General features: G+C 67.6%; 19 protein-coding genes. 5 read left to right on the top strand and 14 right to left on the bottom strand.

What is annotated here, in order from left to right:
* Nucleotides 1-56: 56 nt before the first annotated feature.
* Nucleotides 57-680: an L-threonylcarbamoyladenylate synthase gene (locus ACREYQ_RS05525; RefSeq protein ID WP_432259761.1), complete on the bottom strand. Its 624-nt coding sequence runs from the start codon at nt 678-680 to the stop codon at nt 57-59.
* 71 nt (nt 681-751) lie between these two features.
* On the bottom strand, nt 752-1,597 hold the full coding sequence (locus ACREYQ_RS05520) for a 3',5'-nucleoside bisphosphate phosphatase (protein ID WP_432259760.1): 846 nt from the start codon (nt 1,595-1,597) through the stop codon (nt 752-754).
* 170 nt (nt 1,598-1,767) lie between these two features.
* On the opposite strand from ACREYQ_RS05520, the gene ACREYQ_RS05515 reads away from it, so the two are divergent.
* Nucleotides 1,768-2,853, top strand: a complete 1,086-nt coding sequence (locus ACREYQ_RS05515) for an NAD(P)/FAD-dependent oxidoreductase (RefSeq protein ID WP_432259759.1) — start codon at nt 1,768-1,770, stop codon at nt 2,851-2,853.
* A 17-nt stretch (nt 2,854-2,870) separates the two neighbouring features.
* On the opposite strand, the gene ACREYQ_RS05510 is transcribed toward ACREYQ_RS05515, so the two are convergent.
* On the bottom strand, nt 2,871-3,770 hold the full coding sequence (locus ACREYQ_RS05510; protein WP_432259758.1) for an alpha/beta fold hydrolase: 900 nt from the start codon (nt 3,768-3,770) through the stop codon (nt 2,871-2,873).
* Between the two features lie 148 nt (nt 3,771-3,918).
* Between ACREYQ_RS05510 and ACREYQ_RS05505 the strand changes: the two genes are divergently transcribed.
* Nucleotides 3,919-5,670 carry an acyl-CoA synthetase gene (locus ACREYQ_RS05505; RefSeq protein WP_432259757.1) on the top strand — a complete coding sequence of 584 codons (1,752 nt, stop codon included), beginning with the start codon at nt 3,919-3,921 and terminating at the stop codon, nt 5,668-5,670.
* Here the strand turns inward: ACREYQ_RS05505 and ACREYQ_RS05500 are convergent.
* Nucleotides 5,667-6,548: a ferritin-like domain-containing protein gene (locus tag ACREYQ_RS05500; protein ID WP_432259756.1), complete on the bottom strand. Its 882-nt coding sequence runs from the start codon at nt 6,546-6,548 to the stop codon at nt 5,667-5,669. The genes ACREYQ_RS05505 and ACREYQ_RS05500 overlap by 4 nt on opposite strands.
* A 128-nt stretch (nt 6,549-6,676) precedes the next feature.
* Between ACREYQ_RS05500 and ACREYQ_RS05495 the strand changes: the two genes are divergently transcribed.
* From ACREYQ_RS05495 to ACREYQ_RS05485, 3 genes are all read left to right on the top strand, one after another.
* Nucleotides 6,677-7,201, top strand: coding sequence for a gamma carbonic anhydrase family protein (locus ACREYQ_RS05495; RefSeq protein ID WP_432259755.1), 525 nt, complete (start codon nt 6,677-6,679; stop codon nt 7,199-7,201).
* 40 nt (nt 7,202-7,241) lie between these two features.
* The gene (locus ACREYQ_RS05490; protein WP_432259754.1) at nt 7,242-8,243 is read left to right on the top strand and encodes an Hsp33 family molecular chaperone HslO; all 1,002 of its coding nucleotides are present in this window, start codon (nt 7,242-7,244) and stop codon (nt 8,241-8,243) included.
* A 125-nt stretch (nt 8,244-8,368) separates the two neighbouring features.
* A complete protein-coding gene (locus ACREYQ_RS05485) occupies nt 8,369-8,791 on the top strand; it encodes a hypothetical protein (RefSeq protein ID WP_432259753.1) in 423 nt (140 codons plus the stop codon).
* 55 nt (nt 8,792-8,846) lie between these two features.
* On the opposite strand, the gene ftsB is transcribed toward ACREYQ_RS05485, so the two are convergent.
* The 10 genes from ftsB to ACREYQ_RS05435 form a co-directional block, all read right to left on the bottom strand.
* A complete protein-coding gene (gene ftsB, locus ACREYQ_RS05480; RefSeq protein ID WP_432259752.1) occupies nt 8,847-9,188 on the bottom strand; it encodes a cell division protein FtsB in 342 nt (113 codons plus the stop codon).
* 169 nt (nt 9,189-9,357) lie between these two features.
* Nucleotides 9,358-10,647 carry a phosphopyruvate hydratase gene (gene eno, locus ACREYQ_RS05475; RefSeq protein ID WP_432259751.1) on the bottom strand — a complete coding sequence of 430 codons (1,290 nt, stop codon included), beginning with the start codon at nt 10,645-10,647 and terminating at the stop codon, nt 9,358-9,360.
* A 117-nt stretch (nt 10,648-10,764) separates the two neighbouring features.
* Nucleotides 10,765-11,058, bottom strand: coding sequence for a DUF1330 domain-containing protein (locus ACREYQ_RS05470; RefSeq protein ID WP_432259750.1), 294 nt, complete (start codon nt 11,056-11,058; stop codon nt 10,765-10,767).
* 91 nt (nt 11,059-11,149) lie between these two features.
* The gene (kdsA, locus tag ACREYQ_RS05465; protein ID WP_432259749.1) at nt 11,150-12,019 is read right to left on the bottom strand and encodes a 3-deoxy-8-phosphooctulonate synthase; all 870 of its coding nucleotides are present in this window, start codon (nt 12,017-12,019) and stop codon (nt 11,150-11,152) included.
* Nucleotides 12,020-12,047: 28 nt separating this feature from the next.
* Entirely contained in the window at nt 12,048-13,700 is a 1,653-nt protein-coding gene (locus tag ACREYQ_RS05460) for a CTP synthase (protein WP_432259748.1), read from the bottom strand.
* Nucleotides 13,701-13,840: 140 nt separating this feature from the next.
* On the bottom strand, nt 13,841-14,647 hold the full coding sequence (locus ACREYQ_RS05455; protein WP_432259747.1) for an alpha/beta fold hydrolase: 807 nt from the start codon (nt 14,645-14,647) through the stop codon (nt 13,841-13,843).
* Nucleotides 14,648-14,655: 8 nt separating this feature from the next.
* On the bottom strand, nt 14,656-15,477 hold the full coding sequence (locus tag ACREYQ_RS05450; RefSeq protein ID WP_432259746.1) for a peptidase: 822 nt from the start codon (nt 15,475-15,477) through the stop codon (nt 14,656-14,658).
* Nucleotides 15,478-15,591: 114 nt separating this feature from the next.
* Nucleotides 15,592-16,431, bottom strand: coding sequence for a transglutaminase family protein (locus ACREYQ_RS05445; protein WP_432259745.1), 840 nt, complete (start codon nt 16,429-16,431; stop codon nt 15,592-15,594).
* A gap of 27 nt (nt 16,432-16,458) precedes the next feature.
* The gene (locus ACREYQ_RS05440; RefSeq protein ID WP_432259744.1) at nt 16,459-17,412 is read right to left on the bottom strand and encodes an alpha-E domain-containing protein; all 954 of its coding nucleotides are present in this window, start codon (nt 17,410-17,412) and stop codon (nt 16,459-16,461) included.
* Nucleotides 17,413-17,479: 67 nt separating this feature from the next.
* Nucleotides 17,480-18,955 (bottom strand): circularly permuted type 2 ATP-grasp protein, encoded by a 1,476-nt coding sequence (locus ACREYQ_RS05435; protein WP_432259743.1) that lies wholly within the window; start codon nt 18,953-18,955, stop codon nt 17,480-17,482.
* Between the last annotated feature and the right edge of the window lie 136 nt (nt 18,956-19,091).

The raw sequence follows: 19,091 nt of genomic DNA, 5'->3' as shown, positions 1-19,091 counted from the left end.
GGCGCCCGGGCGCACGCGGGTGCACCCGTCCGGGAAGGTGGCGGTGCCGGAGGAACTCAGAGCCCGAAGCGCCCGACGTCGCCGCGGCCCGCGCGGATCAGCTCGGGTTCGCCGCTGGTCAGGTCGATCACCGTGGTCGGCTGCGCCGGCGCCGGGCCGCCGCACACCACCAGGTCGAGCTGCTTTTCCAGCCGCGCGCGGATTTCCGCCGGGTCGTTGAGCGGTTCCTCGTCGCCGGGCAGCTGCAGCGTGGCCGAGATCAGCGGCTCGCCGGTCTCGCCCAGCAGCGCCAACGGGATCGCGTGTTCAGGCACGCGCACGCCGATGGTCTTGCGCGCCGGATGGGACAGCCGCCGCGGCACTTCCTTGGTCGCTTCCAGGATGAATACATAAGGACCCGGCGTGGCGCCCTTGAGCCAGCGGTATTGCCGGTTGTCGACGCGGGCAAAGTTGCCCAGCTCGGACAGGTCGCTGCACATCAGCGTCAGGTGGTGGCGGTCGTCGATGCCGCGCAGCCGGCGCAAGCGCTCGACCGCGGCCTTGTCGTCGAGCCGGCAGGCCAGTGCATAGCTGGAGTCGGTCGGCAGCGCGATCAGCCCGCCCTTCTGCAGGATCTGGGCGGCCTGCTTGATCAGGCGCGACTGCGGATTGAGCGGATGGATCTCGAAGTACTGTGACATGGGCCAGGATGGCGGATTCGGACGGAGCGGAGCGGAATCTGGGGGATACCCCGGCCAGGCCGGGCGCGCGCTTACCAGTTGTGCCAGACGGGCGTGACCGAGGCCGGCAGCGGCGGCAGCGTGCCCAGCCCCACGCGCCCTTCGCCGGGGCCGTGGAAGTCCGAGCCGCGCGAGGCCAGCAGCCCGTAATGGCGGGCCACCTCCGCGTAGCGGCGGTACTGGTCGGGCGTATGGCTGCCGGTCACCACCTCGACCGCGCCGCCGCCCAGCGAGGTGAATTCATCGAACAGCGCATCGTGCTGGGTATCGGTGTAGTGATAGCGGCCGGGGTGCGCCATCACGGCGATGCCGCCGGCCGTGCGGATCCAGCTGACCGCTTCGGCCAGGCTGGCCCAGCGGTGGCCGACATAGCCGGGACGGCCTTCCGACAGGTACTCGCTGAACACGTCGCCAATGGTGGCGCAACGGCCCTGGTCGACCAGCCAGCGCGCAAAGTGCGTGCGCGAGATCAGGTCCGGGTTGCCCACATAGCGCAGCGCCCCTTCATAGGCGCCGGGGATGCCGACCCTGGCGAGCGCTTCCGCGATATCGCGCGCGCGGCGCGCGCGGCCCGAGCGGGTATCGGTCAGGCCGTCGATCAGTTCCGGGCAGTGCGGGTCGATCTGCAGGCCGACGACATGCACGGTCTGCCCGGCCCAGGTCACCGAAATCTCCACGCCCGGCACGTAGCGCATGCCGAATTCCTCGGCCGCGGCGCGTGCCTCGGCCTGCCCGCCCAGTTCGTCGTGGTCGGTCAGCGCCCAGTACGCGACCCCTGCGTCACGGGCGATTGCCGCCACAGCGCGTGGCGCGAGCGTGCCGTCGGAAACGGTGGAATGGCAATGCAGGTCGGCATTGATGGCGTGGGCGTTTTGCATGGTGTCATTCTACTCCCGTCGCCCCCTTCATGCGTGACGCCGGCGCACCCTGGCGGGCCGCGCCAAAGCCATGCCGGCAACGCTGGCGTCGGCGGAAACCGGGGTGCCGCGGGGTATAGTCGGGCTTTGCACCGTCTATTTGCGGGCACCTGGCGTGCCCGCCACGCCCAATGCCCACCGCTACCCCTGCTGCCGCCGCACCCGTCACCACCACCGATGTCCTGATCGTGGGCGCCGGCCCGGTCGGCCTGTTCGCCGCGTTCCAGGCCGGCGTGCTCGGCCTCAAATGTGAACTGATCGATGTGCTCGACCGAGCCGGCGGCCAGTGCACCGAGCTTTATCCGGAAAAGCCGATCTACGACATCCCCGCCGTGCCGGGCTGCCTGGCGCAGGACCTCGTCGACCGGCTGCTGGAGCAATGCGCGCCGTTCGCCTTCCCGATGCACTTCGGCCAGCGCGCCGAAAGCGTGTCCGAAACCGCGGCACCGCCGGCAGCGGACGGCCATGCCGCCCATGAGCGCCTGCTGGTGACCACCGACGGCGGCAAACGCTTCGACGTTGCCGCGGTGCTGATCTGTGCCGGCGCGGGCGCCTTCGCGCCCCAGCGCGTGGCGCTGCCCGAGGCGCCGGCGCTGGAAGGCCGCCACGTGCACTACGCCGTGCGCGACGTGTCGCGTTTTGCCGGCAAGCGCGTGGTGGTGGCCGGCGGCGGCGACTCGGCGCTGGACTGGGCGCTGGCGCTGCGCAAGGTGGCCGCGCGCGTGACGCTGCTGCACCGGCGTGAGGGCTTCCGCGCAGCCGACGGCACCGTCGCGGAAATGCGCGAGGCCGTGGCCGCGGGTGAGATGGACTTCGTGGTCGGCATGCTGGGCGCCTTGCGCACCGATGGCCAGGATGGCGCGCTGACCGAGGTCGGGGTGCGCACCCGCGACGGCAGCACGGTGCTGCCCGCCGATGAACTGGTGGCGTTGTATGGACTGGTATCCGAGCCGGGCCCGATCGCGCAATGGGACATGGACTTGCGCGCCGGCCGCATCCTGGTCGACACCACCACCTACGAAAGCTCGCGCCGCGGCATCTTTGCTGCGGGCGACATCGCGTTCTACCCCAACAAGCAGAAGCTGATCCTGTCAGGCTTCCACGAGGCCGCGCTGGCGCTGCGAAAAGCCTACCACTATGCCTTCCCGGAAAAGGCCCTCGTGCACGTGCACACCAGCAACAACGCCGCGCTCAAGGAAAAGCTCACGCACGCCTGAGCGGCGGCGCGCCACGCTCACACCGGGCCGCAGAACGACTCAACCAGCGCCGCCACCACGGCGGGCTGGTCGTGATGCAGCATGTGGCCGGCATCTTCCACCACCGCCTCGCGGAAGTCACGGAAGGCGCGGAAGCGCTCCTTGAATTCGTCGATGGTCTGCCTGTGGGCGATATGGCGCAGCGTGTCCGAATCGCGCGCTTCCACGTGCAGCACCGGCGCGCTGACCTGCTCCCAGATCGCCATCACTTCATCGACCCGGTACAGCATCGGGTTGACCAGCTTGTGCGCGGGGTCGCCCAGGATCTCCCAGCGGCCGTCCGCGTTGCGGCGCGACCAGTGCGCGGCCAGGAAGGCGGCACGGTCGTCAGGCAGGCGCGGGTTGGTCTTCTGCAGCCGGGCGGCGACGCCGTCCACGCTGTCATAGGTCTTCAGTTCCGAGCCGGCACGCAGTTCGTCGAGCCAGCGCGCATAGCGCTTTGGCGCATGCTCCGGCCGCGCCGCCGTCATGCCAAAGCCCTCCAGATCGACCACGCGGCGCACGCGCTGCGGGCGCAGGCCGGCATACAGGCAGATCACGTTGGCGCCCATGCTGTGGCCGACCAGGTCGGCCTGGCCGTCCGGCGCGTAGTGGTCGAGCAAGGCCTCCAGGTCGGCAATGTAGTCGGCGAACCAGTACGACTGCGTGCCGGGGTAGCGCGTGGGCCAGTCGGTCTCGCCAAAGCCGCGCCAGTCGGGCGCGATCACGTGCCAGTCGCCGCGCAGGTGGTCGACCAGGAACTGGAACGACGCGGCCACGTCCATCCAGCCGTGCAGCATGAACAGCTTGCGCGCGCCGGGCGTGCCCCAGTGGCGCACGTGGTAGCGCAGCCCGCGCAACGTGATAAATTCGGACCGCGAGGTTTCCTTGATTGTCATTGTCTCCACCCTTGCGTCGCGGTCTTCCCGCCGCGGGGGCTGGCGCGGGAAGCCACAACAAAATAGAACGATCGTTCGCTTGCGGGCATTATAGCGGCCAGCGCCGCTTGCAGCGTGCCGTGCCAGGCGGACCTTCAGGAGACCCTGGATGGCCGCAGCTGCCTTGCCGGCAAGCCGGCGCGACGACTACCGCGCCCTGTACGAATCTTTCCGCTGGGAAATCCCGCCGCATTTCAATATCGCCGAAGCCTGCTGCGGCCGCTGGGCCCGCGACCCGGCCGCGATGGACCGCATCGCGGTCTATACCGAGCACGAGGACGGCCGCCGCAACGCGCATACCTTTGCCCATATCCAGGCCGAGGCCAACCGCCTGTCGGCGGCGCTGCGCGCGCTGGGCGTGGCGCGCGGCGACCGCGTGGCGATCGTGATGCCGCAGCGGATCGAGACCGTGATCGCGCATATGGCGATCTACCAGCTCGGCGCCATCGCCATGCCGCTGTCGATGCTGTTCGGCCCCGAGGCGCTGGCCTACCGCATCGCGCACAGCGAGGCCAGCGTGGCGATCGCCGACGAGACCTCGATCGACAACGTGCTGGCCGCGCGCCCGGAATGCCCGGCGCTGGCGACGGTAATCGCCGCCGGAGACGCGAATAGCCGCGCGCACGGCCGCGGCGACCACGACTGGGACGTGCTGCTGGCGGCGCAGCTGCCGGGCTTTGTCGCCGAGCAGACCAAGGCCGACGAGGCCGCGGTGCTGATCTACACCAGCGGCACCACCGGCCCGCCCAAGGGCGCGCTGATCCCGCACCGCGCGCTGATCGGCAACCTGACCGGCTTTGTCTGCTCGCAGAACTGGTACCCGCAGGACGACGACGTGTTCTGGAGCCCGGCCGACTGGGCCTGGACCGGCGGCCTGTGGGACGCGCTGATGCCGGCACTGTATTTCGGCAAGCCCATCGTCGGCTACCAGGGACGCTTCTCCGCCGAGCGCGCCTTCGAGTTGCTGGAGCGCTACGCCGTCACCAACACCTTCCTGTTCCCGACCGCGCTCAAGCAGATGATGAAGGCCTGCCCGGAGCCGCGGCAGCGCTACGACATCAGGCTGCGTGCGCTGATGAGCGCCGGCGAGGCCGTGGGCGAGACCGTGTTCGGCTGGTGCCGCGATGCGCTGGGTCTGATCGTCAACGAGATGTTCGGCCAGACCGAGATCAACTACATCGTCGGCAACTGCACCGCGCAGAACGACGGCGAGCGCCTGGGCTGGCCGGCGCGGCCGGGTTCGATGGGACGCCCCTACCCCGGCCACCGCGTGCAGGTGATCGACGATGAAGGCCGCCCATGCCCGCCCGGCGAGGACGGCGAGGTCGCGGTGTGCGCGACCGACAGCGCCGGTCATCCGGACCCGGTGTTCTTCCTCGGCTACTGGAAGAACGAGGCCGCCACCGCGGGCAAGTATGTCGAACGCGACGGCCTGCGCTGGTGCCGCACCGGCGACCTGGCGCGTGTCGATGCCGACGGCTACCTGTGGTACCAGGGACGTGCCGACGACGTCTTCAAGTCCTCGGGCTACCGCATCGGGCCCAGCGAGATCGAGAACTGCCTGCTCAAGCATCCGGCGGTGTCAAACTGCGCCGTGGTGCCCTCGCCCGATCCCGAGCGCGGTGCCGTGGTCAAGGCCTTCGTGGTGCTGACGCCGTCGGTGGCGCGCTCGTTCGACGGCGACGCGGCACTGGTCGCGGAATTGCAGGCCCATGTGCGTGGGCAGCTGGCGCCGTACGAGTACCCGAAGGCGATCGAGTTTATCGACCAGTTGCCGATGACGACGACCGGCAAGATCCAGCGGCGGGTGTTGCGGCTGCTCGAGGAGGAACGCGCAAGGGAAGGCCGCCAGTCGGCCTAACCCGCCGATGCCTCCAGCCATGCCAGCTCATCCTCGTCGAAGCCGGCGGCGCGCCGCGCATCCAGGTTGAACGGCCCGCGCAGCTTTGGCGCGCGGTATTGTTCAGCCAGCTGCGCATAGGTGGCAACGGGATCGAGGCCGCGCTGGGCGCACAGCCAGCGGTACCAGTGGTTGCCGATGGCGACGTGGCCGACCTCGTCGCGCAGGATGATGTCGATGATGGCCGCGGCGGCATGGTCGCCGGCGCCGGCCAGCCTGGCGCGCACCGGCGGCGAGGCGTCGAGCCCGCGTGCCTCCAGCGTGCGCGGCACCAGCGCCATGCGCGCCAGCACGTCGCCGGCGGTCTTGTCGGTCATCTCCCACAGGCTGTTGTGCGCAGGGAAGTCGCCATAAGCCGCACCGAGCGTGCCGAGGTGGTCGGCCAGCAGCGTGAAGTGGCAGGCCTCTTCATCGGCCACGCGCAGCCAGTCGCGGTAGTAGCCGGGCGGCATGCCGGGGAAGCGCCAGGCCGCGTCCAGCGCGAGGTTGATGGCGTTGAACTCGATATGGCACAGCGCATGGATCATCGCCGCGCGCCCGGCCGGGGTATGCAGCGAGCGGCGCCGCTCGACGCCCTGCGGCGCTACCAGCGGCGGCCGCTCGGGGCGTCCCGGGATGGCAAGGACGGCATCGGCCTGGATCACCTCGCCGGCGGCGAGCGCTTCGTCCGGCAACGTCATCGCATGGCGGTAAAGTGCCCGCGCCGCCACGGACTTCTGCCGCGGATCCGTCATGCACAGCACCGCCAGCGCATGATGGCGCGGCGAAAGTGACGGATCAGGCGAAGCGGCGGCGGGTGTTTTTTCTGGCATGGGCGTAAAATTCGGGACTGCCGCCATTGTAGGGTCTGGCCGGTACCCGACTGCCGCGCAGTCCCCGGGGCGCCATGCGCCCACGCTCCACCCCGGCCCTTTAAAGTCCGGCGGCAACCCCCACTTCAACAAAAGACTTTCGTGCAGGAGACCTCATGGCGCTTTACCAGCTCGGCGACGTCAAGCCCAATATCGACAGCGATGCCTACGTGGCCCCCGAAGCCACCATCATCGGCAACGTGACCCTCAAGTCCCGCGCCAGCGCCTGGCCCGGTGTCGTGATCCGGGGCGACAACGAGCCGATCGTGGTGGGCGAGGACACCAATATCCAGGAGGGCTCGGTGCTGCATACCGACCCGGGCTGCCCGCTGACCCTGGGCGACAAGGTCTCGATCGGCCACCAGGCCATGCTGCATGGCTGCACCGTGGGCGAAGGCACGCTGATCGGCATCCAGGCCGTGGTGCTGAACCGCGCCGTGATCGGCAAGGAATGCCTGGTCGGCGCCGGTGCCGTGGTGACCGAGGGCAAGGTCTTCCCGGACCGCTCGCTGATCCTGGGCGCGCCGGCCAAGGTGGTGCGCGAGCTCACCGATGCCGACGTCGCCAACCTGTACCGCAACGCCGAGACCTACGCCACGCGCCAGGCCCTGTACAAACAACAGCTCAAGCGGATCGGCTGACGACCGCCGCGGCAACTTACCGAATCATCGACAGATTATTGTGACCGATACCACCACCCCCGACACCCTGCAGAAATTCCTGTTCGACGCGGCCCCCGTGCGCGGCGAGCTGGTGCGCATGGAAGCCACCTGGCAAGAAGTGCTGGGCCGCCACAGCTACCCCGCACCGGTGCGCCGGCTGCTGGGCGAGATGATGGCCGCCGCGGCGCTGCTGTCGGCCAACCTGAAGTTCAACGGGGCGCTGGTGATGCAGCTGCACGGCGACGGCCCGGTGCGCATGCTGGTGGTGGAATGCCTGTCCGACCTGTCGATGCGCGCCACCGCCAAGCTGGCCGAGGGCGCGCAGATCGCCGACGACGCCACGCTGGCGCAGATGGTCAACGCCCACGGCCATGGCCGCTTTGCGATCACGCTGGATCCCAAGGACAAGCTGCCGGGCCAGCAGCCATACCAGGGCATCGTGCCGCTGTCCGATGCGCACGGCCCGCTGGCCTCGATCAGCGCCGTGCTGGAGCACTACATGCAGGCGTCCGAGCAGCTCGACACGCGCCTGTGGCTGGCCGCGGACGACCACGTCGCCGCCGGCATGCTGCTGCAGAAGCTGCCGGCCTACGGCGGCACCGCGGAAGTCGGCGAGACCGGCGCGCCGCTGGCCAGCCATGCCAAGGCGCAGGACCTGGACACCTGGGACCGCGCCGTGCAGCTGGGCACCACGCTCAAGGCCGACGAACTGCTGGCCGAAACGCCCGACACCCTGCTGCGCCGCCTGTTCTGGGAAGACCTGCAGGACGCCGGCCTGCGCGTGTTTGAGCCGCTGACACCGCATTTCCACTGCTCGTGCTCGCGCCCCAAGGTGGCGGGCATGCTGCAGTCGCTGGGCCAGGATGAGATCGAAGGCATCATCGCCGAGCGCGGCCATGTCGAGATCCACTGCGACTTCTGCGGCCAGCGCTATGAGTTCGACCCGGTCGACTGCGCCCAGCTGTTCTCCGCGACCCATATCGCCACCGGCGCCGGTGCCGGCGCGCAGCAGCACCACTGAGCCGCCGCGGCGGCACGGCCCGGGCAGGCTCGGGGCGGCACGGCGGAAACATCCGCCTTGCCGTCCGGTCCAACGGCTGTACGATGGCAGCATCCAGTTGCCGACCAGCGAGCCTGAGAACAACCATGTCCGCCCGAGCTACCTCTCCCCTGCCTGAATCCCCTGCCATGACACCGCGCGTGCTGCGCAGCGCTGCTGCCGGCGCTGCGCTCGGCGCGCTGCTGCTGGCCGCCGGCTGCGCGGAAATCCCGCGCGACGCCAACGGCTGGCCGCCCACCGCCCGGCTGGCGCCCAACGCCATCCCGCCGGCACCGCTGACGGCGGAGGACAAGCAGAAGCTGAGCGCGCTGAACCAGCAAGTCCTGCGCGACCAGGCGGCCGCCATCGCGTTCGACCAGCAGGCGGCAGCCGCACGCGCGGCCTATGGCTATCCGAATACCAGCTGGAACCTGTATTACGGAGGATGGGGTGGCGGCCACTGGGGTGACGGCGTCGGCGTCGGCATGCCCGGCTGGGGCTGGGGCGGCTATCCGTACGGCTGGTGGTGACGGGCAGCCGGGGGGCTGGATCCAAGCCCACCGACAGTGAGAGACAAGACGCCTCTTAGTGGCCGCCTCTGCCGGCCACCGAATTCGGCGGCGGCGGCAACGGCGGCGTGGCGCTGACCTTGGGCGCCGGCGCGACAAACTGCACGAAAACCTCGCCTTCCCGCACCATGCCCAGCTCATAGCGGGCACGTTCCTCGATTGCGCCGGTGCCGTCCTGCAGGTCGGCGACTTCCCCTTCCAGCTTGGCGTTGCGCAGCTTGAGCGTCTGGGTGCGGGTGCCCTGCTCGGTCAGTTGCCGGTTCAGGTCCCACACGCGCAGCCACCCGCCCTTGCCCAGCCAGAGCGGATACTGGATGGCAAGCAGCAGCACGAACAACAGCAGCGAGATCAGGCGCATGAAAAAGTTGCGGACAGGAATTTCCGCACAATGATCTGCGAACTTGGCCTGGAAGGCAATTGCCAGGCAGATTTCGATACAAAAACGGCGGCGGCCGGGCAATGCCGGCCGCCGCCATTCCATCCGCTTGCCGCTATTCCCGCGCCAGCGGGAACAGCCGGGCAAGGTGTCAGCGCAGGTTGTAGAACGCGCCCTTGCCCGGGTAGCTGGCGATATCGCCCAGGTCTTCCTCGATGCGCAGCAGCTGGTTGTACTTGGCCATGCGGTCCGAGCGCGACAGCGAGCCGGTCTTGATCTGGCCGGCGTTGGTGCCCACCGCGATGTCGGCGATGGTGCTGTCTTCGGTTTCGCCCGAGCGGTGCGAGATCACGGCGGTGTAGCCGGCGCGCTTGGCCATTTCGATGGCGGCAAACGTTTCGGTCAGGGTGCCGATCTGGTTGATCTTGATCAGGATCGAGTTGCCGATGCCCTTCTCGATGCCTTCCTTCAGGATCTTGGTGTTGGTGACGAACAGGTCGTCGCCCACCAGCTGCACGCGGCTGCCCAGCTTCTCGGTCAGCGTCTTCCAGCCGTCCCAGTCGCCTTCGGCCATGCCGTCCTCGATCGACACGATCGGGAACTTGTCGCACAGGTTGGCCAGGTAGTCGGCGAACTGCGTCGAGGTCAGCTTCAGGCCTTCGCCTTCCAGCTGGTACACGCCTTCACCCTCGTGGTAGAACTCGCTGGCGGCGCAGTCCAGCGCCAGCAGCACGTCTTCACCGGCGCGGTAGCCGGCCTTCTCGATGGCCTGCACCACGGTGTTCAGGCATTCCTCGTTGGACGAGAAGTTCGGGGCGAAGCCGCCTTCGTCGCCCACCGCGGTGGACATGCCCTTGTCGGCCAGGATCTTCTTCAGCGCGTGGAAGATCTCGGCGCCGCAGCGCAGGGCTTCGCGGAAGCTGGTCTGCGACACCGGCATGATCATGAATTCCTGGATGTCCAGGCTGTTGTTGGCGTGCGCGCCGCCGTTGACGATGTTCATCATCGGCACCGGCAGTTGCATCGCGCCCGAACCGCCGAAGTAGCGGTACAGCGGCAGGCCGGCTTCTTCAGCGGCGGCCTTGGCGACAGCCATCGACACCGCCAGCATGGCGTTGGCGCCCAGGCGGCCCTTGTTCTCGGTGCCGTCGAGGTCGATCAGGGTGCGGTCCAGGAAGGCCTGCTCGGAGGCGTCCAGGCCCATGATGGCTTCGGAGATTTCGGTGTTGATGTGCTCGACGGCCTTCAGCACGCCCTTGCCCAGGTAGCGGCTCTTGTCGCCGTCACGTAGTTCGATGGCTTCGCGCGAACCGGTGGAGGCGCCCGACGGCACGGCCGCACGGCCCATCACGCCGGATTCCAGCAGCACGTCGCATTCGACGGTGGGATTGCCGCGCGAGTCGAGAACCTCGCGACCGATGATATCTACGATTGCACTCATGAATTCCTCTCTGACTGTTGATTCTTGCTGCTGCTGATTACTTCAACCTGTGCGCGTGTCAGGCGCATGTCATGCGCGCATCCCGTGCGCGCATGGCTGCCGCCAGGCACCAGCCGGTCAGGCGGCGCCCTCGACCACGATCATGTTCATCTTCGCCGCATGCTCGCGCGCCTTGCGCGCGGCGCGGTAGGCCTCGCCGTCGTGGAAGGCCTTGGCGGCTTCATAGCTGGGGAATTTCAGCACCACGACGCGCGTCGGCGCCCACTCCCCTTCGAGCGGCTCGGTCTTGCCGCCACGCACCAGCACTTCGGCGCCATGGATCTGCATGGCCTTGCTCGAAAGCACCTTGTATTCCTCGTACTGCTGGGGGTCGGTCACGTCGACGTAGGCGATGATAAAGCCCGCGGCCATGGAGTATCTCCCGATTTTTTGTATGGTCTTTCGATATGGTTTGTCACCGCCGGCGCCAGGGAACGGCGCGGCGGCGGCAAACCCGGCCCGCTCAGGCGCAGGCCGGCCAGCCGAAGTTGTCTTCCAGGAACCCGGCGCGCTTGACCAGCGTGTCCAGGTCCTTGAGCACGGCCAGCAGTTCCTTCATGCGCGACAGCGGCACCGCGTTGGGGCCATCGGACAGGGCCTTGCTCGGGTCCGGGTGCGTTTCCATGAACAGGCCCGCCACGCCGGTGGCGACGGCGGCGCGCGACAGCACCGGCACGAATTCGCGCTGGCCGCCCGAGCTGGTGCCCTGGCCGCCCGGCAGCTGCACCGAGTGGGTGGCGTCGAACACCACCGGGGCACCGGTCTCGCGCATGATCGCCAGCGAGCGCATGTCGGACACCAGGTTGTTGTAGCCGAACGAGACACCGCGCTCGCAGGCCATGAAGACATCGTCGGGCAGACCGGCTTCGCGCGCGGCATCGCGCGCCTTGTCGATCACGTTCTTCATGTCGTGCGGCGCCAGGAACTGGCCCTTCTTGATGTTCACCGGCTTGCCGCTCTGGGCGCAGGCACGGATGAAATCCGTCTGGCGGCACAGGAAGGCCGGCGTCTGCAGCACGTCGACCACGGCGGCGACGGGCTTGATCTCGTCGATCTCGTGAATGTCGGTCAGCACCGGCACGCCGATCTCGCGCTTGACCGTCGCCAGGATTTCCAGGCCCTTTTCCATCCCCAGCCCGCGGAACGACTTGCCCGAAGAACGGTTGGCCTTGTCGAACGACGACTTGTAGATGAACGGGATGCCCAGCGCCGTGGTGATCGCCTTGAGCTCGCCGGCGGTATCCAGCGCCATCTGCTCGGACTCGATCACGCACGGACCCGCGATCAGGAAAAACGGCTTGTCGAGGCCGGCCTCGAATCCGCAGAGTTTCATGACAATCTCCTCTCGTGCCGCCCGGGGGTCAGGCGCCCTTGCGCTGCTGGCTGGCCAGCGCGGCTTCGACGTAGGCCTTGAACAGCGGATGGCCGTCGCGCGGCGTCGAGGTGAATTCCGGGTGGAACTGCACGCCGACGAACCAGGGGTGCATCGACTCCGGCAGTTCCATCATTTCCGGCAGGTTTTCCGTCGGGGTGCGCGCCGAGATCACCATGCCGGCCTTTTCCAGGGTCGGCACGTAGTGGTTGTTGACCTCGTAGCGGTGACGGTGGCGTTCGTTGACCTCAGCGCCGTAGATCGCAGCGGCCTTGGTGCCTTCCCTGACCGGCACGCGCTGGGCGCCCAGGCGCATGGTGCCGCCCAGGTCGGAATCGGCCGAGCGCTGCTCGACCTTGCCTTCGCGGTCCATCCACTCGGTGATCAGCGCGACCACCGGGTGTTCGGTTTCCAGGTTGAATTCGGTCGAGTTGGCATCGGTCATGCCGGCCAGGTGGCGGGCAAACTCGATCACGGCCAGCTGCATGCCCAGGCAGATGCCCAGGTAGGGGATCTTGTTCTCGCGGGCGTACTGGATCGCGCGGATCTTGCCTTCCGTGCCGCGCTTGCCGAAGCCGCCCGGCACCAGGATGGCGTCCAGCGGGGCCAGCACCTCGAGGTGGCCCGATTCCAGCTCCTCGGAATCGATGTACTCGATGTTGACGCGCGTGGCGGTGTGCATGCCGGCGTGGCGCAGCGCCTCGATCAGCGACTTGTACGACTCGGTCAGGTCGACATACTTGCCGACCATGCCGATGGTGATCTCATGCTCGGGGTTTTCCTGGGCGTTGACCAGCTTCTGCCACATCGACAGGTCCGCCGGCCTGGGATCCAGGCGCAGCTCTTCGCAGATCAGGCGGTCCAGGCCCTGCTCGTTGAGCATCTGCGGGATCTTGTAGATGCTGTCAGCATCCCACACCGAAATCACGGCGTCCTGCGGGATATTGGCGAACAGCGAAATCTTGGCGCGCTCGTCGTCCGGGATCGGGCGGTCGGCGCGGCACAGCAGCGCTGTCGGGGAAATGCCGATTTCACGCAGCTTCTGCACCGAGTGCTGGGTCGGCTTGGTCTTGAGCTCGCCGGCGCTGGCAATGAACGGCACCAGGGTCAGGTGCACGAAGGCGCAGTGGTTGCGGCCCATGCGCAGGCTCATCTGGCGCGCGGCTTCCAGGAACGGCAGCGATTCGATGTCACCGACGGTGCCGCCGATTTCCACCAGCGCCACGTCGGCCTTGCCGTCGTGCGAAGCGGCGGCGCCCTTTTCGACAAACGCCTGGATCTCGTTGGTGATATGCGGGATCACCTGCACGGTCTTGCCCAGGTATTCGCCGCGGCGCTCCTTGCGGATCACCGATTCGTAGATCTGGCCGGTGGTGAAGTTGTTCGACTTGCGCATCTTGGCCGAGACGAAACGCTCGTAGTGGCCGAGATCCAGGTCGGTTTCCGCACCGTCTTCCGTGACAAACACCTCGCCATGCTGGAAAGGGCTCATCGTGCCGGGATCGACATTGATGTAGGGATCGAGCTTGAGGAGGGTGACTTTGAGGCCGCGCGACTCAAGAATGGCCGCGAGCGAGGCAGCAGCGATGCCCTTGCCGAGAGAAGAGACGACGCCACCGGTGACGAAGACGAATTTGGTCATAAACCGAGCTTGCCGGGGAAATCGGGATTATACATGAGAGCCCGTTTCCCGCCGACCCGGAAATTGTGACAGCACCCCTCCTCGGCGGGGCTGCAACAGGCTTTCCCGGTGCGTTGCGGCGCATGCGCCGCACGCCAGCCTCAGCACCCCTCGCGGCGCATCGCGCCGATCAGGTCGCGCACCAGTTGCGCCGTCTCCTGCGGCCGTTCCATGGGGTACAGATGGCCGCCTTCGATAAAGCGCAAGTTCGGCCCCACCAGCTTGCGGGTCGCTCCCAGGCCGCACTGCCGCACCTCGCGCGAGCGCGTGCCGGCGACAAAGCCGACCGGCACCGGGGCGCCGCCGGCCACCTTGCGCCCGAGGCTGGTCGGCAGCGTGCGGTAGATCCAGTATTCGACCTCGCGGTCAAAGCGCAGCCGGCGCTCGTCGTCCTTGCCGGTCGGCTCGGTGCCGTGGATGGCGTAGTCGCGCAACACCTCCTGGTCCCACACGGCAAAGTTGGGCTTGGAGCGGAAGTGTTCCCACACCGCCTCGGCATCCGGCCAGTGGGTGCGCCGGTTTTTGGTCACCGCCGCCGGGCCCGGCTTTTCATCCATGCCCAGCATCTGGGCGGTCTTCAGCAGCGACGCGCGCCAGCCGGCGATGATCGGCGAATCCAGCATGACCACGCCGCGCACCCGCTCCGGGCGGCGCAGCGCTGCCATCAGCGACAGGAAGCCGCCCAGCGAATGGCCCACCAGCCACACCGGCTCGCGGTACTGGCGGTCGATCTCGCCCAGCAGTTCCTCCACCAGGTGCGGCCAGCCGCGCGTCACCGGGAATTCGGGCTTGTGCCCGTAGCGGTCGACGGCGCGGAATTCGAAGTCGCCGTCCAGTTCGCCAAACAGCTTGCGGTAGGTCGTGACCGGAAAGCCGTTGGCATGGGAAAAATGGATGATCTCGCGCATTGCCGCTCTCACTCCTGCGTGCGCGGAGGGTTGCGCCGGGCGCGCACCGGCTGGCCCCAGCAGTCGGTTTCGCCGGTACGCGTCAGCGGAAATTCCGCCGTCGCGCCGGCCGCCCAGTCCGGATTGTGGATTTCGCCGAACACCTGCCGCAGGCGCTGACCCCAGGTGTCGCGGATCATGCGGAAATAGGCGTTGCGCTCGTCGATATTGACGAAGCGCGACACGCATAGCGAATCGGCCTCATAGACCAGCAGGTCCAGCGGCAACCCCACTGAAATATTGGACTTGAGCGTCGAGTCCATCGAAATCAGCGCGCACTTGGCGCCCTCGTCCAGCGGCAGCGACGGGTGCACCACGCGGTCGATGATGGGCTTGCCGTACTTGGCCTCGCCGATCTGGAAGTAGCAGTTCTCGGGCGTGGCCTCGACGAAATTGCCGGCCGCGTAGATATTGAACAGCCGCACGCGTTCGCCGCGCACCTGGCCGCCGAAGATCAGGCTGACATTGAATTCGATGCCGGCATCGCGCAGCGCGTGCGCGTCGCGCTTGTGCACCTGGCGCACCGCTTCGCCGACGATGGAGGCGGCCTCGAACATGTCGCGCGCGGTCCACAGCGAGCGCTTTTCGTCATGGCTTTCGGCCAGGATCTGGCGCACCGACTGGCTGATCGCCAGGTTGCCGGCGGTCATCAGCACCATCACGCGGTCGCCGGGCTCTTCGAACACCGTCATCTTGCGCGACGTGGAGATGGCGTCCACCCCGGCATTGGTGCGGGAATCGGACAGGAGTACCAGGCCGGTATCCAGCCGCATGGCTACACAGTACGTCATGGCTTGTCTTGGTATTCTCAGGGCCAGCCGGAAGTGGCCGCCCGTGGCCTGCATCACTCCGGATTCTAGCGCTGGTGCACCGGCACCGCGCCTCGTCTGGAATCAGGCACCTAATCAGGTAGAAAGTGGCGTTATGGTTACCTCGACTTCCAAGGTCTCGCCGGACCCCCCTTCCAGGATGCCCCGGACTGGTGCCGCCGACGCGTAATCGCGCCCCACTGCCAGCCGTATGTGGCGCTCGTCGGTCAGGCAGCCGTGCGTGATGTCGACGCTGCACCAGATCTCGCGCACCGGGTCCAGGCATATATCGGCCCAGGCATGGCTGGCCAGATCGGAGGCGGCCGGATCATAGAAGTATCCGCTCACATAGCGCGCCGGGATGCCCAGCGCCCGGCACGCCGCCACCATCACCTGCGCCTGGTCCTGGCACACCCCGCTTCCCAGCGCGAAGGCATCGGCCGCCGAGGTGCCGACATCAGTCGTATTCGGCTTGTAGCGCACCCGCTCACCGATGCCTTGCGCCAGCGCCAGCAGCGCCGGAATGTCATGGCCCGCGGCCAGGAACGGCGCGGCAAACGCCTGCATCTCAGGCGGCGCCGTGGTCAGTGGCGTGCTGCCAAGGAAGTACAGCGGCGACACCCGCGACTCGCCGGGCGGCGGCGCATCGCAGAACGCATGGTGGCCGTCGCGGTCGAGATCGCCATGCGGCGGCAGCACTTCCACCTCGCCCGTGGCTTCGATGGAGAGTGTGCTGGTCGGCCCTGCCACCGTGAAGTTGTGCACGATATTGCCGAAGCCGTCGCGCGCCGCCGACGGATTGCCGGGCGTCACCAGTTGCCACCTGTGCACGGACTGCAGCGGGCCCGAGCGCGGCTCGAGCCGCACTTCGTGCACGCTGCGCCGCACCGGTTCGGCGTAGCGGTAGACAGTATGGTGATGGATCTTGTATTTCACGGTATCAGGGCGCGGCGGCGGCCCATCTCAGGCAGCCAGCAGCGGCACGAGGAAGTCCCGGCTGATGCCATTGCCGAGGTCGCCGATGCGCTCCAGGAAGCTGGTCAGGTACGCATGCAGGCCGACGGCGAAAATATCGTCGATGCGCGCGTACTTCAGGTCGGCGTGGAGTTTACCAGCCTGCCGTTCGGTTTCCGCCGATTGCTGGTTGCGCACCGTGTGGAGGATGGCCACCACCTCGTCCATGCTCGACACCAGCGAACGCGGCATGTCCGGACGCAGGATCAGCAGCTCGGCCACGCGCTGCGGCGTGATGACGGCGCGATAGACCTTGCGGTAGACCTCGAAACCCGAGACCGAGCGCAGCACCGCGGCCCAGTGGTAGAAGTCGTTCTGGTCGCGATTGGCATTGCTCTCGTCGCTGCCCGACGCCTGGAACTTGACGTCCAGGATCCGCGCGGTATTGTCGGCGCGCTCCAGGAAGGTGCCCAGCCGCATGAAATGAAAGGCATCGTCCTTGAGCATGGTGCCGAACTGCACCCCGCGCGCCAGGTGCGAGCGGAACTTCACCCATTCAAAGAAGCGCGCCGGGTCTTCCTTCAGCACGCCGTCGGCGATCAGGCGCTGCACCTCCAGCCAGGTGGTGTTGACGGTCTCCCAGACTTCGGTGGTCAGCGAGCCGCGCACCGCGCGCGCGTTCTCGCGCGCCGCGCGCAGGCAGCTCATGATGGACGAGGCATTGGTCATGTCGCGCACCATGAAGTCGATCACATCGTCGCGCGACAGCAGGCCGTACTTGTGGTCGAAGACATCGGTCAGCTCGGAGATATCGAGCATGGCCCACCAGCCCTGCTCGGCCACTTCGGCAGATTGCGGCAAGAGCGAGGTCTGGTAGTTGACGTCGAGCATGCGCGCGGTGTTCTCCGCGCGCTCGGTGTAGCGGGCCATCCAGAACAGGTGGTCGGCGGTGCGGCTCAGCATGTGGGCTCTCCTGGCGTGGCGGCGGTCGCCATGGCGGTCATTGCGGCGGTCATCACGTTGTTCGCGTTCATCGTTCCAGCACCCAGGTGTCCTTGGTGCCGCCCCCTTGCGAGGAGTTCACCACCAGCGAACCTTCACGCAGCGCCACCCGGGTCAGGCCGCCGGGCACCATGCGCACTTCCTTGCCCGACAGCACGAACGGGCGCAGGTCGATATGGCGCGGGGCGATGCCCGCCTCCACATAGGTCGGGCAGGTCGACAGCGCCAGCGTGGGCTGCGCGATGTACTGCTCCGGCCTGGACCTGACCACCTCGCGGAACGCATCGATCTCGGCCCGGGTCGCGGCCGGCCCGACCAGCATGCCGTAGCCGCCGGCGCCGTGGGTTTCCTTGACCACCAGCTCGTCCATGTGGTCCAGCACGTAATGCAGGTCGTCCGGGCGCCGGCACATATACGTCGGCACGTTGCTGAGGATGGCCTCCTCGCCCAGGTAGAAGCGGATCATGTCCGGCACATACGGATAGATCGACTTGTCGTCGGCCACGCCGGTGCCGATCGCATTGCAGATGGTCACGTTGCCGGCACGGTAGACCGACAGCAGCCCCGCCGCGCCCAGCGACGAATCGTGGCGGAACACCAGCGGGTCGAGGAAGTCGTCGTCGACGCGGCGGTAGATCACGTCGATGCGCTGCGGGCCCTGCGTGGTGCGCATGAACAGGTGGTCGTCCTCGACGAAGAGGTCGCTGCCCTCCACCAGCTCCACCCCCATCTGCTGCGCCAGGAACGCATGCTCGAAGTACGCCGAGTTGTACATGCCCGGGGTCAGCACCACCACCGTGGGATCGGCGATCGCCTGCGGCGACACGCCGCGCAGCATGTCGAGCAACAGGTCGGGATAGTGGGCCACCGGCGCCACGCGGTTGCGCGCGAACAGGTCGGGGAACAACCGCATCATCATCTTGCGGTTTTCCAGCATGTACGACACGCCCGAGGGCACGCGCAGGTTGTCTTCCAGCACGTAGAACTCGCCCTCGCCGGCGCGCACCACGTCGATGCCGGCCACGTGCGCATAGATGTCGTGCGGCACGCTGACGCCAAGCATCTCGGGGCGGTACTGGGCGTTGTTGTAGATCTGGTCGGGCGGGATCACGCCCGCGCGGATGATGTCCTGGCCGTGGTAGATATCGTGGATAAAGCGGTTCAGCGCGGCCACGCGCTGGCGCAGGCCTCTTTCCAGCAGCGCCCATTCGCTGGCCGGGAAGATGCGCGGGATCACGTCGAACGGAATGGTGCGCTCGGTGCCGCTGTTGGCTTCGTCCTTGTCGCCGTAGACAGCAAAGGTAATGCCCACGCGCCGGAAGATCAGGTCGGCCTCGGCGCGCTTGTTGCCCATCGTGCTTTCGGACTGCCGCGCCAGCCAGTCTGCGAAATGCCGGTAATGCGGGCGAACCGCCCCTTCAGGCAATGCCTGTCCCGCCTGGATAACCATCGGCGCCCCGTCAGTGCGCCAGTCCAGCATCTCGTCGAAATACCGCCCCGCCATGATGGCCGTTCCTCCATGTCGCGGACTTCCGGTGCTACCGCTTCATTGCGACGTCGCGGTCGCTGCCGGCTGCCCTGGTTTTGCCCTGGCTGTCCTGCCCTGGCCCGCCGCGCGCTGTCCGTCCTGCGGGTGCCGC

Source organism: Cupriavidus sp. TMH.W2 (genome assembly GCF_050847365.1).
Taxonomy (GTDB): Bacteria; Pseudomonadota; Gammaproteobacteria; order Burkholderiales; family Burkholderiaceae; genus Cupriavidus.
This window is presented reverse-complemented; position numbering and strand designations above follow the sequence as displayed.